This is a genomic window from Streptacidiphilus anmyonensis (assembly GCF_000787855.1).
In the GTDB taxonomy this organism is placed as follows: domain Bacteria; phylum Actinomycetota; class Actinomycetes; order Streptomycetales; family Streptomycetaceae; genus Streptacidiphilus; species Streptacidiphilus anmyonensis.
The window spans coordinates 405,088-418,259 of record NZ_BBPQ01000002.1; the positions used below are offsets into that span (position 1 = coordinate 405,088).

Annotated in this window: 8 protein-coding genes; 5 read left to right on the forward strand and 3 right to left on the reverse strand. The window is 74.3% G+C overall.

Annotation, left to right across the window (positions count from 1 at the left end; all coding sequences use genetic code 11):
- Positions 1-57 precede the first annotated feature (57 nt).
- From asnB to TR50_RS04420, 5 genes are read left to right on the forward strand one after another with little or no spacing between them, the layout of a single operon-like run.
- Positions 58-1,887: an asparagine synthase (glutamine-hydrolyzing) gene (gene asnB, locus TR50_RS04400; RefSeq protein WP_042414190.1), complete on the forward strand. Its 1,830-nt coding sequence runs from the start codon at positions 58-60 to the stop codon at positions 1,885-1,887.
- Complete coding sequence (locus TR50_RS04405) at positions 1,884-3,023, forward strand: PrpF domain-containing protein (protein ID WP_052440687.1); 1,140 nt, start codon at positions 1,884-1,886, stop codon at positions 3,021-3,023. Before asnB ends, TR50_RS04405 begins: the two co-directional genes overlap by 4 nt.
- Positions 3,016-4,452, forward strand: coding sequence for a dihydroorotase (locus TR50_RS04410; RefSeq protein WP_042414643.1), 1,437 nt, complete (start codon positions 3,016-3,018; stop codon positions 4,450-4,452). Before TR50_RS04405 ends, TR50_RS04410 begins: the two co-directional genes overlap by 8 nt.
- A complete protein-coding gene (locus tag TR50_RS04415; protein ID WP_042414193.1) occupies positions 4,449-5,867 on the forward strand; it encodes an MFS transporter in 1,419 nt (472 codons plus the stop codon). Before TR50_RS04410 ends, TR50_RS04415 begins: the two co-directional genes overlap by 4 nt.
- Entirely contained in the window at positions 5,864-7,690 is a 1,827-nt protein-coding gene (locus TR50_RS04420; protein WP_042414196.1) for a multicopper oxidase family protein, read from the forward strand. Before TR50_RS04415 ends, TR50_RS04420 begins: the two co-directional genes overlap by 4 nt.
- A gap of 474 nt (positions 7,691-8,164) precedes the next feature.
- Here the strand turns inward: TR50_RS04420 and TR50_RS04425 are convergent, their stop codons facing one another.
- From TR50_RS04425 to TR50_RS04435, 3 genes are all read right to left on the reverse strand, one after another.
- Entirely contained in the window at positions 8,165-10,369 is a 2,205-nt protein-coding gene (locus tag TR50_RS04425) for a sensor histidine kinase (RefSeq protein ID WP_052440689.1), read from the reverse strand.
- 103 nt (positions 10,370-10,472) lie between these two features.
- Complete coding sequence (locus TR50_RS04430; protein ID WP_236654259.1) at positions 10,473-11,219, reverse strand: response regulator transcription factor; 747 nt, start codon at positions 11,217-11,219, stop codon at positions 10,473-10,475.
- Between the two features lie 70 nt (positions 11,220-11,289).
- Complete coding sequence (locus TR50_RS04435; RefSeq protein ID WP_042414199.1) at positions 11,290-12,621, reverse strand: cytochrome P450; 1,332 nt, start codon at positions 12,619-12,621, stop codon at positions 11,290-11,292.
- Between the last annotated feature and the right edge of the window lie 551 nt (positions 12,622-13,172).

Sequence of the window (13,172 nt, forward strand, 5' to 3'; positions counted from 1 at the left end):
ACAGCGGGCCGCCGAACGTGGAGGCATCGAGACCCCGAGCAGAAGGCACGAGCGATCATGTGCAGAATCCACGGCCACTTCGACGCCGATCTCTCACCGCACGACATGCGCGCGGCCGGGGCGCTCCAGCGGCACGGCGGGCCCGACGAGGCCCGGCTCGCCCACGGCGCCGGGTGGGCGCTGGGCAGCAACCGGCTCGCGATCACCGACCCGGCCGGCGGGCGGCAGCCCTACGAGGGCGACGACGGACGCGTCAAAGCCGTCTTCAACGGCGAGATCTACAACCACGTCGAGCTGCGCGCGCAGCTCCGGGCGCGCGGCCACCGCTTCGCGGACCGCTGCGACGGCGCGGTGCTGCCCGCGCTCTACCAGGAGCACGGCCGGGCGTTCGCCGAACGGCTCGACGGGATGTTCGCCGTCGCGCTGATCGACCTGCGCTCCGAGCCGACGCTCGTCCTGGCCACGGACGACGCCGGGATGAAGCCGATCTACTACCGCTGGGACGGCCGCAGGCTGCACTTCGCCTCCGAGCTGCCCGCGCTGCTGGCCATGGGACGGGAACGGCCGACGCTGTGGGAGCCGGGGCTGGACAGCTATCTGGCGACCAAGACGCCGTTCGGCGAGCACACCCTGGTCGAGGGCGTGCAGGTGCTGCCGCCCGGCACCACCGCCGTCTGCTCGCGTTCGCGCGGGCTGCGGCTGTACCGCCGACCCGCGCCGGAGCGCCCGGCCGTCACCGGAGGGGAGCCGGGCGAGCAGGTGCGGGAGGTCCTGGCCGAGGAGGTGCGGCGGCTGACGGTCGCGGACGCGAGGGTGTGCGCGATCACCAGCGGCGGCCTGGACTCCAGCCTGGTCACCGCGCTGATGGCGGACGGCGCGCCGTCACCTGGCGTGCACTCGTTCAACATCGCCTACCGCGGTGAATGGCCGCACGACGAACGGCACTTCGCCCGCGAGGTGGCGCAGCGCGCTGGGACCGTACACCACCAGGTCGAGCTGGACGTGGCCCGCTTCCCCGAGCTGCTGCCGGCCGTGGCCTGGCACCTGGGCCAGCCCAACGCCGACCCGATCACGCTCAGCACCTACGGTCTGTTCGAGGCCGTGCACCAGGCCGGGTTCAAGGTGGCGCTGACCGGCGACGCGGCGGACGAGGTGTTCGCCGGGTACGGCCGGATCCACGCCGCCGTCACCACGCACGGCACCTGGCTGCCCGAGTACGTGGACGCGCTCGCGGCGATCCCGGCCGAGGCCCGGCCCCGCCTCTACAGCGTCGACTACCGGGCGTTCGTCGCCGACCGGGGTAGCGCCTCGGACGCGATCACGGAACGGCTGCGGCAGGAGGCCGCGCACCGCTCCCGGCTCGACGTCCTGACCGACTTCGAGACCCAGGTCCGCCTGCCCGCCTACCACCTGCGCCGAGTGGACCACCTGAGCATGGCTCACGCCGTCGAGGTCCGACTGCCGTTCTGCCAACGGTCGGTGCGCGAGCTCGCCCGCGCACTGCCGCAGCACCACCGGCTGTCGCCGGAGGGCGGACGCGGCAAGGTCGCCCTGTACGCGGCCGCGCACGGACTGCTGCCGCGCAGCGTGCTGGAGCGGCCCAAGCAGCCCTTCACCCTGCCGATCACGGCGATGCTCGCGCCGGGGACACCGCTGTGGGCGTACACGCGCGAGGTGCTCTCCCCCGCCCGGCTGCGCACCGGAGGACAGCTGGACCCCACGGCCGTCGAGCGGCTGCTGCGCGCACAGCAGACCCGGCCGGCCGACTGCCTGGCCCTGGCGACCTGGTCGCTGCTGATGTTCGAGCTGTGGCGCGAGGAGTTCGCGGTGCGCCGCGCCGCCTCCCGCCCGGCCGAGGCACGAGAACTCCTGGAGGTGGCGTCATGACCGCCACGACCCTGACCGCACTGACCACCCGGACCGCACGTACGACCCCGACCGCGGCCACGACCCTGACGGCGCCCGCCACCCTGACCGCTCCCTCCGGCGACGTGGGTTTCGCCGCCCTCGCCCGCGCGATCGGCGCTCCGGGACCGACCCTGGTCCTGGACGCCGACGCCCTCCCCCGCGACAGCGAGGGCCTCGTGCCCGCCCTGACCCGCATCCGCCGCCGTCTGGCGGACGGCAACGCGGCGGGCAGCAACGCGGCGGACGGCGACGCGGCGGCCGCCGGCGGCCGGGGCGAGGTGCTCAAGTGGGCGCTGATCGCGCCCTCCGCCCACCCGCTGTTCGACGTGGACTACCGCTTCGTCCAGGCGATGCCGGACGCGCCCGACCACTTCGACCTGACCGGCAACTGCGGCCACTCGCTGCTGGCCGCCGTCACGGCGGCCGCGCAGGCCGGACGGCTGCCCGCGCTGCGCGCGGGAGACCGGATCCGCGCGCGGGTGCTCAACAACGGGGACCAGGTGGTGTGCCAGGTCGACCACGCCTCGTCCCGGCACACCGTCTTCACCGCCCACTTCATCGCGCCGCCCGGCACCAGGCTGGGCAGCCTGCTGCGCGACGGCGGCCGGGTCGTGCGGATGGCCAACCCCTACCTGTTCGTCGACGGCGCTCGGCTGGGCGTACGCGACCGTGAGGCGCTGTTCCGGGGGGACCAGCCCGAGTTGTACGCGACGTTGGAGCGGATGCGCCGACGCCAGGCCGCCCGGCTGGGCTGGCCGCTGAACGGCGCGTTCCCGAAGGTCGCGGCCGTGGTCCCGGTCGCTCCCGGGCACCTGGCCGTACGGGCGCTGACGGTCGGCGGCTGGCATCCCGAGCTGGCGCTGACGGGCGCGGTCTGCCTCGCGGCGGCCTCGGCCCTGCGCGGCACGATCCCCAACCGCCTGCTGGCCGCAGGGGACGCCGACGCGAGCTCGGCCGCCCCCGGACGGCTCGTCATCGACACGCCCGCCCGGCAGGTCGTCGCCTCCTACGCCGCGACCGGCGACACGCAGGACGACGAGCTGCTGTGGGTGAGCGTCGGCGGCAAGGAGACGCAGGCGCTCGGCGCGGTCGCGGTGGGTGTCGGCGATGAGTGAACCGGGGACCGACCTCCGTGAGCAGCCGTACGACCTGGTCGTCACCGGCGTGCGGCTGGTGAGCGGGGACGGGGTGGTGACGGGCGGGCTGGCCGTGTCGGGCGGCCGGATCGCCTGCCTGCTCGGGCCGAACGAGCGTCCGCCCGCGCGGCGGACGCTCGACGGCGGCGGACGCCACCTGCTCCCCGGCCTGATCGACTCCCATGTGCACTTCCGCACGCCGGGGTTGACACACAAGGAGGACTGGGCGCACGCCGGCCGGGCCGCTGTCGCGGGAGGGATCACCACGGTGATCGACATGCCCAACACCCTCCCGCCGCTGCGCACCGGCGAGGAGGCGCACCGCAAGGCCGAACTCATCGACGGCACCTCCCTGGTGGACTACCGCTTCCATCTCGGCGTGGCGGGCGAGGACCCCTCCCCGCTGCGGGCGGTCGGGCCGCGCGAGGCGACCAGCGTCAAGGTCTTCCTCGCCGGGCACCACACGGCCCCGCACGTCGTGCGGGACCCGGTGCAGCTGGAGAAGATCTTCCGCACCGCCGCCGAGTCGGGCCTGCGACTGCTGCTGCACGCCGAGGACGAGGGCGTGTTCGGGCTGCTGGACGAGTGGCGCGGCGAGCCGTCCGGCTACGCCGAGTACGAGCGGCACCGGCCGCGCAGCGGCGCGATCGTCGCGGTGGCGCGGGTGGTGGAGCTGGTCCGCCGCCACGGCACGTCCGTGCACGTGCTGCACGCCTCGACCGCGGAGGAGGCCGACCTGCTGACGGCCGCCGCCCACGCGGGCCTTCCGGTCACCTTCGAGGTGACGCCGCATCACCTGTCGTTCACCGCCGAGGAGACGTCGCGGGTCGGCGCGCGGGCGCGGCTCAGCCCCGCGCTGCGGGACGCGCCGGACCAGCAGCGGCTGTGGCAGGCGGTCCTCGGCGGCCACGCCGCGACGCTGGGCAGCGATCACGCCCCGCACACACGCGCGGAGAAGCTCCGCTCCCCGGCGGAGGCCCCGCCCGGACTGCCGGGCGTGCAGGAGATGCTCCCGGCCGTGCACACGGGCCTGCGCCGCCGCGCCCCGCAGGACTCGCCGGACGCCCAACTCTCCTGCCTGGTCCGGATGCTCGCCGAACGCCCGGCCGAACTGTTCGGACTCGACGAGCGCAAGGGCCGGCTGCGGCCCGGACTCGACGCGGATTTCGTGCTCTTCGACGCGGACGAGCGGTGGATGCTCGAACCCGGCGCGATCCGCTCCAAGTGCGGCTGGTCGGCGTACGAGGGCTGGACGATGACCGGCCGCGTGCGGCACACCGTCCGACGCGGCGCGACCGTCTACCGGCTGCCGGACGGCGACGGCCCTGGCCGCGACGAAGCCGAGTTCGGCGCGGCGGACGGCCAGTGGCTGGGCGCACGCCGCCCCTCGGACGTGGAACCGCGATGACCGCCGTCCTGCGGCGCGGGGAGCTGGCGGTGACGGCGTTCGCCTGCGGCGTCGGCGTGGCCGGGATCTACTACGCCCAGCCACTGCTGCCCGCGCTCGCCGCGAGCTTCCACGCTCACCGCGCGAGCGCGGCGGTGGTGGTGTCGGCGGGTCAGCTCGGTTACGCGGCAGGGCTGCTGCTCATCGTCCCGCTGGGCGACCGGGTGTCGCGGGGGCGGCTGGCCACGGCTCTGCTGGCGTCGGCCGTCCCGGCGGCGCTGCTGGCCGCGACGGCGCCCGCCCTGCCGGTCCTGGCGGTCGCCGTCGTGCTGCTGGGCCTCACCGGCAGCGCGGCCCAGGTCCTCGTCGCCCGCACGGCCTCCGCGGTCGGCCCGGAACGACGCGGCCGCGCCGTGGGCACGGTGATGGGCGGCCTGACGGCCGGCATCCTGCTCGCCCGCGTGGTCTCCGGCCAACTGGCCGCGCTCTGGGGCTGGCGCGCGGTGTACGGGGCGGCGGCCGTGCTGCTGGCGGCTGCCGCGGTGCTGGTACGGACCGCACTACCCGGGGGCGCGGGGAACGGCGCGAGCAACCACCCGCCGCGGACAGCCCCGCACGTTCGGCGCACCAGGTGGGCGGGTGGCTGGTCGAGCAGTTCCCCGCGCCTCGGGGCCGTGCGCGCCCCTGCGGGAGCGAACCCACAGACCCGTCCTGGCCGCGCGGCCGAGCCGCAGATCGACACGGCCCCGCGCCCCCGGACGGCGCAACCACCCGCAGACACGAGACCCCCCGCCGGTCGCGCCCGTGCGGCAGGGCCGCGGATCGGGCAACTGCTGCTACGGGAGCCGCTGCTGACCGCCTGCTGTTTGAGCGGCTTCGCCGTCTTCGCGTCGTTCTCGGCGTTCTGGACGCCCACGGCGTACCTGCTCGCCGGTCCGCCCTGCCGGCTCGGCGAGGCCGGCATCGGACTGTTCGGGCTGACCGGCATCGCCGGGGTGCTGCTGGCGCAGCCGGCGGGGCGGTGGTGCGACCACGGTCATGTGCGCCCCGCGCGCTTCGGTTTCAACGCCCTGATGGTCGTGGCGTTCCTGCCGCTCGCCCTCGGCCGGGGCAACCTGGTGCTGCTGGGTGTCGGAGCCGTCCTGCTGGATCTGGGGCTGCGCGGGGTGCAGACCGCCAACCAGCAGCAGATCTACGCCCTGCTGCCCGCCGGTACCCACAGCAGGGCGACCACCGCCTACATGACCTGCTACTTCGCCGGCGGTGCGGCGGGCTCCGCGCTCTCCGCCGCCGTCTGGACGCACGCCGGATGGTCCGGCGTGTGCCTGCTCGGCGCGGCGTCCGCCGCGCTGCCCCTGCTCCCCCAGGCCGTCGTCGCCGTCGCCGCGCGACGGCCACCGGCGACCACCGTCGCCGCATCCGAGGAGGCCTCATGACAGCGACCGCCGCACCGACCACCACGACCGTCCTCACCAAGTTCGCCGACCCGCTGCGGATCCCGCCGCATCTGCGCGCGGACCGCGCGGACTCCGTGGCCCGGTTCACCCTGCGCACCGAGGGCGTCAGCCTCCGGCTGCACGCGCAGCTGCCGCCGACTCCGCTGTGGACGTACGAAGGGCACTTCCCGGGCCCGGTCCTGGACCTGCACCGGGGCCAGCGCGCCCGGGTGACCTGGGAGAACCGCACGACGACGCCCTACCCGGCGGTGGACGCGTTCCTCGCCGACGCGCCCGGCAACCCGTCCCTGGCGATGAACGATCCGGGCATCGGGCTCGCCCGGCCCGTCAAGGGCGTGGCCGCGCTGCCCGCCTGGCAGGTGACCCACCTGCACGGCGCGGTGACGGGAGGCAACAACGACGGGTGGATGGAGAACGCCGTGCCGCACGGCGACGCCCAGCTGTCCGAATACCCCAACGACCAGCCCGCCATGACGCTCTGGTACCACGACCACGCCATGAACATCACCCGGCTGAACGTCTTCGCCGGCCTGGTCGGGATGTACCTGCTGCGCGACGACGAGGAGGAGGCGCTCGGACTACCGGGCGGCGACCGCGAGATCCCGCTGATCGTCTGCGACCGCAACCTGGAGACGGACGCCGCCGGGCGCTTCACCGGGCGGCTGCTGCACAAGACCACCGGCACGCTGCCGTTCGTCGGGCCGTACACCCTGGTCAACGGCACCATCTGGCCCTATCTGGAGGTGCGGCCCGGCTGGTACCGCTTCCGGGTGCTGAACGCGTCCAACGCGCGCACGTACCGATTGCACCTGCTGGACGCGGGCGGCGCGGTCGTCACCGGTTCCGCCTGGCTGATCGGCACGGACAGCGGGCTGCTCGGCGCGCCGCTGCCCGTCCCCGCCGACGGGCTGACCCTGGCCCCGGCCGAACGGGCGGACGTCCTGGTGGACTTCGGCGCGTTCCCGGGGCAGTCGCTGCGCTTGGTCAACTCCGCGCAGGCGCCCTTCCGCGGCGACCCGCTGCCGCCTGGGGTGAAGCCCGGCGACCCGCTGCCCGCCAGCCGGCTGCCGGAGCCGGACGTGATGGAGTTCCGTGTCGCCGACGTCCCGCTCACGGACACGTTCCGGCTGCCGCAGACGCTCTCCCTCTCGTACTACCGTCTGACCCACGACCGGCTCCCGTCCGACCACATGCACCGGATGCTGGCGCTGGCCGCCGACGCCGACGGCACGCTGGGGCTGTGGGAGCTGGGCGAGGTCCCGGCCTCCGAGGCGCCGACCGGCGCGGCCGAGGACGGCATCATCCAGGTCACCGACCAGGACGGGGTGACCACCACCTACCGGCGCCTCGCCCGCCACTTCGACGACCAGCTCAACTGGCGTGCCCGGCAGGACGGGTGGGAGGTGTGGAAGATCCTCAACCTGAGCGGGATCCTGCACCCGATCCACATCCACCTGACCCGGTTCCAGCCGCTGTCGATCGACGGCTACGACACCGCCACGTTCCTTCAGGCCCAGGGCGGCACCGCGCCCGGCGCACCGGTCGCGCATCTGGAGTCGCTGCCGATCGACCCGTCCCTGACGGGCTGGAAGGACGTGATGCGGGTGCCGCCGGGCACGATGGTCACGGTGGCGGGCCAGTTCCGCGGAGCGTCCGGCCGGTACATGTACCACTGCCACATCCTGGAGCACGAGGACGCCGGGATGATGCGGGAGTTCTCGGTGATGCCCGGCGCCGTCATGGACGTCGGCGGCATGGGCGGCATGGGCGGCATGGGCGGGGGCTCCATGGGCGGCAGGTGAGCCCGGCGGGCGGCGACGCACAGCGGGGAGCACCGCGCCGGCGGATCCTTCGATCCGCCGGCGCGGTGCTCCCGTGCGTGGGTGGTGGGCGGGTTCTCAGCTGCCGACCGACCGGCCGGGGGGAGGGGTCGGCGACGGCGGGCAGGGGTGGTGGTGGCACTCGTCGGGCGCGCACGGCGGGTGCGTGCACTGCGGCGCGCACGGCGGGTGCTTGCACTCGGTCGCAGGGACGACGCCGCCGCGGCCCATGGCAGCAGGATTGGTACTCATCGGTTGCTCCTGTCGTTCGTGCCCTGCTTCAGGGGCAGGTACGGCTTCCGACATCGACTGTCCGCCGCCGGGAGTCCCGGGCACATGGGGCCGGCGTCCCGAAGGGGTCCCGACCGGGCCTCCGGAGGCCGGTCCGTCGTATGTTCAACGACCCACCGGACCGCCCGTCCGGCCACCGACGCGACACCCCGTCCACGCGCCCGCTCACGCACCGGGCCGCACCGGGATCTCGGCGCGGACGACCAGACCCGACTGCTCCGACCGGCCGAGCAACTGGAGTGACCCGCCCAGCTCCTGCGCCCGCTCGGTCATGGACCGCAGGCCCACGCCGCCGCCGCTCCGAACGGAACCCCGCACCGGACTGTCCATACCGGTGCCGTCGTCCCCGATCTCCAGCCGTGCCGCGCCGTCCGCGACATCGAGGCGGAGCCGGGCGTGGCGGGCGCCGGAGTGCCGGACCACGTTGTGCAGGGCTTCGGAGGCGATCCGGTAGAGCGCCACCTCGACGGCGGCCGGCAGGCCGGGCAGCGGCTCCGGGCACAGTTCGACGTCGATCAGCAGCAGCCGGCCCGCCAGGCCGGTCGCGAGCGCGTGCAGGCTCGGCCCGAGGCCGTCGCGGTCCAGCACGGCCGGGGTCAGCCCGGAGGTGATCCGGCGCAGCTCGGCGATGGCGTCGGCGATGCCCTCGGAGACGCCGCCGAGCCGGTTCCCGGCGGCGCCTGCGGAGGCAGCGCCGGGCAGGGTGGCGCGGGCGGTGTCGACCTGCAGGCGCAGGCCGGACAGGGCCGGGGCGAGGCCGTCGTGCAGGTCGCGGCGGAGCCGTCGGCTCGCCTCCTCGCGGGCCAGGACGATCCGCTCGCGGCTCGACTGGAGCTCCGCGTAGAGGCCGAGCGAGGCGATGGCGGGCGCGGCCTGGTCGGCGAGGAAGCGCAGCACGTCGTGGTCCTGCTGGTCGAGCTCCGGCTCGGCGGCGCGGGCGGCGACCTCCAGCACGCCGACGGTCTCGCCCTCGAAGACCAGCTCGAAGTCGTGCCAGGCGGGGCCGTGGGCCTCGCCGAGGGCGGCCGTCTGCCGACTGCCGCCGCTGGTGCGGACCAGCACCCGCGCCGCCGGGAAGCGCAGCGTCTCCACGACGCTCTCGCACAGCAGACGCGGCGCCTCGCCCGGCGTCACGGTCCGGCTCAACCGGCCGGCCAGCTCGCGCACGACGTGGTAGGGCCGGGCCCGGTCGCCGTAGTAGGAGCGGTCGACGACGCGCACCGCCCAGCCGCCCGTCGCGCGCAGGGCCAGGCCGATCACCAGCGAACCGACGGCCAGCACCAGCGCGCCGGGCGTGCGGGTGCCCGGCAGCACGTCGGAGAGGCCGACGGCGAGGGCGAAGTAACCGACCACCAGCACGGCGAGGGCGACCAGGGCGGCCAGCACCCGGCGCGTGGCGCGGTCGAGGTGCGCGGACCGGTCCCGGGCGAAGAAGACGGCGAGGCCGAGCGGCCAGAGCGCGAGCGGACCGTAGAAGAGCACCAGGCGGGCGTTGCCGTGGAGCGGGAAGAAGTAGTCCGCGTAGCTCCCGGCGGTCAGCAGCAGGAACGGGACGAGCAGCACCAGGAGCACCCCGGGCAGCCGTGCCCGCCCGTGCCTCACGCCCGGACCCGGGCCCGAGTCCTGTCCCGCGGCCCTTCCCGCGTCCTGTCCGGCGTCCTGTTCGGCGGCGTGTCCGCGCTCCCGTCCCGCCTGCTGCCAGGAGCGGACGGCGAGGACCAGGAAGCCGAGAGCGGACAGGGTGACGGGCACGTACGACATCGGGGTGTCCCACACCGGCGCCAGCGCCTCCGAGACCGACGTCCACGGCCGCTGCACGGCAAGAGGGTTGGGCATGCCGTACCACTCGTCCCGGGTCGCGGTGTCCAGGTAGACCTCGCCGACGGTCCACACCGCGATCACGCTCACCAGCACCCGGCCCCACCACCGTCCGGGCAGCGTGCCGTCGGGCAGCCAGAAGGGCAGGCCGTACAGGAGGAAGACATACAGGACGTCACCGACGAGCCCCGCCAGGACGACGGCCGTGCGGACGCCGTGGTCGGCGCCGAGGGCCGCGCCCGCGATGGACGCGGCGTGGCCGACCAGCTCCGCCGTGCTCGCCGCCAGCAGCAGTCGGCCGACCGCTCCCCCGGACGGGTGGGCGAGGCTGAACGTCCCGGCGAGCGCACAGGCGAGCATGAAGAGGATGCGCGAGCCGAACGGCCCGAAGTCCAGGCCGCCCAGGCGGGAGCCGCCGAGCCCGGTGAAGGCCAGCGCCAACCAGACGAAGCACGCGCCGAGCGCGACGGCGCAGGCGACGTAGGCGGGACCCATCCGGCGGCCGACGCGCCTCCCGGCGCGTGCCGCCAAGGTCGCGGTCAGCTCGGCCATCGCACTCCCCGGCCCTTCCGGCTCCCACCCCCGTCCGCCGTGGCAAGGTTCCATGCTGGTGCGCCGGGCGTCCCCGGCGCATGGGGCAGCGGTCCCGCATGCGTCACCCCGTGGCGCCGGCCGGGCCGGAGGCGTGCGGCGCGTGCGGCACGCCCGGCGCGCCGGCCGGGCGCGGGGGTTCGCCGAGCCCGGCGTCACGGGCCCGCGCGGCGGCCTCGGTCCGGGTGGCGACGTGCAGTTTGTCGAAGATGTGCGAGACGTGATTGCGCACCGTCTTCTCCGCGAGGTAGAGCTCGCGGGCGATGCGGCGGTTGTCCAGGCCCCGGGCGACCAGGTCCAGCACCTCGACCTCGCGCGAGGTCAGGGCCGGGAAGAGCTGCTCGGCCTCGCGGCGGACGCCGCCGGTGAGCAGGGCCGAGATCCGGGTGGCGACGTCCGCGCTGAACACCGCGCCGCCGTGCGCCACGGTCCGGACCGCGTGCAGCACCTCGTCGCGGCCCGCACCCTTGACCAGGTAGCCGCGCGCCCCCGCCTGGAGCGCGCCGAGCAGGCTGCCGTCGTCGTCGGAGGTGGTCAGCATCAGCACCGGGACGCCGGGGTGCAGTTGACCCAACCGCTTGGTGGCCTCGATCCCGGAGGCGTCCGGCAGTGACAGGTCCATCACGACCACGTCGGGCCGCTGTGCCGCCACCGCCTCCAGCGCGTCCGCGGCCGTCTCGGCCTCGGCGACCACCCGCACGTCGTCGGTGCTCTCCAAGGCGGCGCGCAGCCCCTCCCGGAACAGCGGGTGGTCGTCGACGACGACCACCCGCACGCCCGAGGTCCCGCTCAGGTCCCCGTCGGTCTCCACCCGGGACATGCTACTAAAAGTCAGTACACGGTCACGTTGGGCCATACGGCGACGCGCGCACCGTTGACGGCTACCCCTTGAGCCAGGTGAGGAACTGGCTCCAGCGCCCGCCGCGCTCGGCCTTGTCGGCCTGGGGGGCGACCGCCTCGGTCGGCCGCGGCACCCGCGTCGCGTCGGGACGGCGGGTGATCTCGACCGGCGTGAAGCGGGTCGGCAGGGACGCGAGCCCCCGGCTGAACGGACCCGGACGCCACGACAGGCTCTGCTCGGGGACGGCGAGCACGACGTCGGGCAGCTGGTTCAGGAGGTTCTCGATCGCGGTGATCGCGATCTGGCGGGCCGGCTCCTTGGACGGGCAGGCGTGCGGGCCGGCGCTCCACGACAGGTGCGCCCGACTGCCGGACTGCCGCGCCGTGGCGAGGGCCGGGCTGGTGTTGGCGGCGGCGATGCCGACCAGGAACAGGTCGCCCGCCCGGAAGTGCTGGCCCGCGAACTCCACGTCGCTGGCCGAGTAGTGCGCCGCGAAGTTCGCCATGGGCGGGTTCTCCCACAGCGTGTCGTCGAGCGCCTCGTCGATCAGCCCGCCCTTGTTGGCGTACCCGTCGTCGGTGAGCACCCGGTGCAGGGTGTTCCCGATGAGGTTGCGCAGCGGCTCGGAACCGGAGGCGAGCAGCAGCGCGAGCTGGTACACCATCTCCTCGTCCGTCAGTTTGGCGTGGTGCTGGAGCAGCCACGAGGTGACGTCGTCGCCGGGCCGGCTGCGCTTGAGCGCCACCAGTTCGCCGCAGGCGCCGAACAGCACGGCGACCGCCTGCTCGGCGTTGACGCCCTCGAACATGCCCAGGGTGCCGAACATGACCCGGTCGCCGATCTCCGCGGGGCAGCCGAAGAGCTCGTTGAAGACCATGAGGGACACCTGCTTGGCGTAGTCGCCGAGCAGGTCAGCCGAACCGCGGGGGCCGAACTGGGAGATGAGGAAGTTCGAGACCTGCTCGGTGCTCCGGGCGAGCCGGTGCATGTCGATGCGGGCCATGGTGTCCGTGATCGCCTGACGCAGCCGCAGGTGCTCGGCGCCGTCGCTGAACAGGGCGTTCGGACGGTACGTCAGCGTCGGGACGACCGGGCTGTCGAGGGGCAGGTTGCCTTCCGCCAGGTCGCGCCAACGACGCGAGTCCTTACGGAAGTTCGCCGGGTCCTGGAGCAGGCGCAGGGCGGTCTGGTAGTCGGTGACCAGCGTGGCCGGGACGCCGGGGGCGAGCTCGACGGGTGCGGTCGGCCCGAAGTGGCGCAGGTAGGAGTAGTAGGCCTGCGGGTCCGCCGCGTACTCCGGTCCGTAGATCGGCACACGGCCGTGAGCCGGGCAGCCGGGCGGGGGCACCGGGGCGGAAGAGCGAACGTCCATGTCTGCCTGGGGCTCCTAAGCCGGCGGGCCAGCGGAAAGCTGACGAGACTGGTCAGAGGGGCCAGCTGCTGCGTCCCCGCACGCGCGGGGTGGACCCACCTGCTCCGCAAAATCGGTGCGATCGTATCACCGGTTCGCGGGTGCCCCCTTTCCCGTTCCAGGGCCGGGCGTTGGGGGTGCGACCGAGGGTGCGACCGGGGGCGGCGGCCGACGGGTGATCGGCCGACACTAGCCCACCAAGATCATCACATAGTAGCTTTGCGGCGTCAGCGCTGGGCGCGCACCGCGGGTTTGCACGCTCGTGGCGTGGGGCAATGATGGGGCCGATGGGGAGGGAGTGGTTCCGGCGTGCCGCAAGACTGTTCGCATGTGAGCGCAATGGTGCGCTCCGGACGCCTGTCGTGATCCGTTTGCGCAATTTTCCGTTGGGAATGCCAGCGGGGTTGACTGAAGGTGATCGCGTCGACTTCCCGTGAAGTCTTGTTCATCCCCGGCACCGAGGGCCTGGCCCGGTATGCGACGGTCGATCAATCGCCGGTAGCGGAGGGGAC

Bases quoted from the DNA above. Each gene is read 5' to 3' on its own strand.
- TR50_RS04425 (WP_052440689.1), bottom strand. From the start codon at position 10,369: ATGGCCGAGCTGACCGCGACCTTGGCGGCACGCGCCGGGAGGCGCGTC.
- TR50_RS04410 (WP_042414643.1), top strand. From the start codon at position 3,016: ATGAGTGAACCGGGGACCGACCTCCGTGAGCAGCCGTACGACCTGGTC.
- TR50_RS04420 (WP_042414196.1), top strand. From the start codon at position 5,864: ATGACAGCGACCGCCGCACCGACCACCACGACCGTCCTCACCAAGTTC.
- TR50_RS04435 (WP_042414199.1), bottom strand. From the start codon at position 12,621: ATGGACGTTCGCTCTTCCGCCCCGGTGCCCCCGCCCGGCTGCCCGGCT.
- TR50_RS04415 (WP_042414193.1), top strand. From the start codon at position 4,449: ATGACCGCCGTCCTGCGGCGCGGGGAGCTGGCGGTGACGGCGTTCGCC.
- asnB (WP_042414190.1), top strand. From the start codon at position 58: ATGTGCAGAATCCACGGCCACTTCGACGCCGATCTCTCACCGCACGAC.
- TR50_RS04405 (WP_052440687.1), top strand. From the start codon at position 1,884: ATGACCGCCACGACCCTGACCGCACTGACCACCCGGACCGCACGTACG.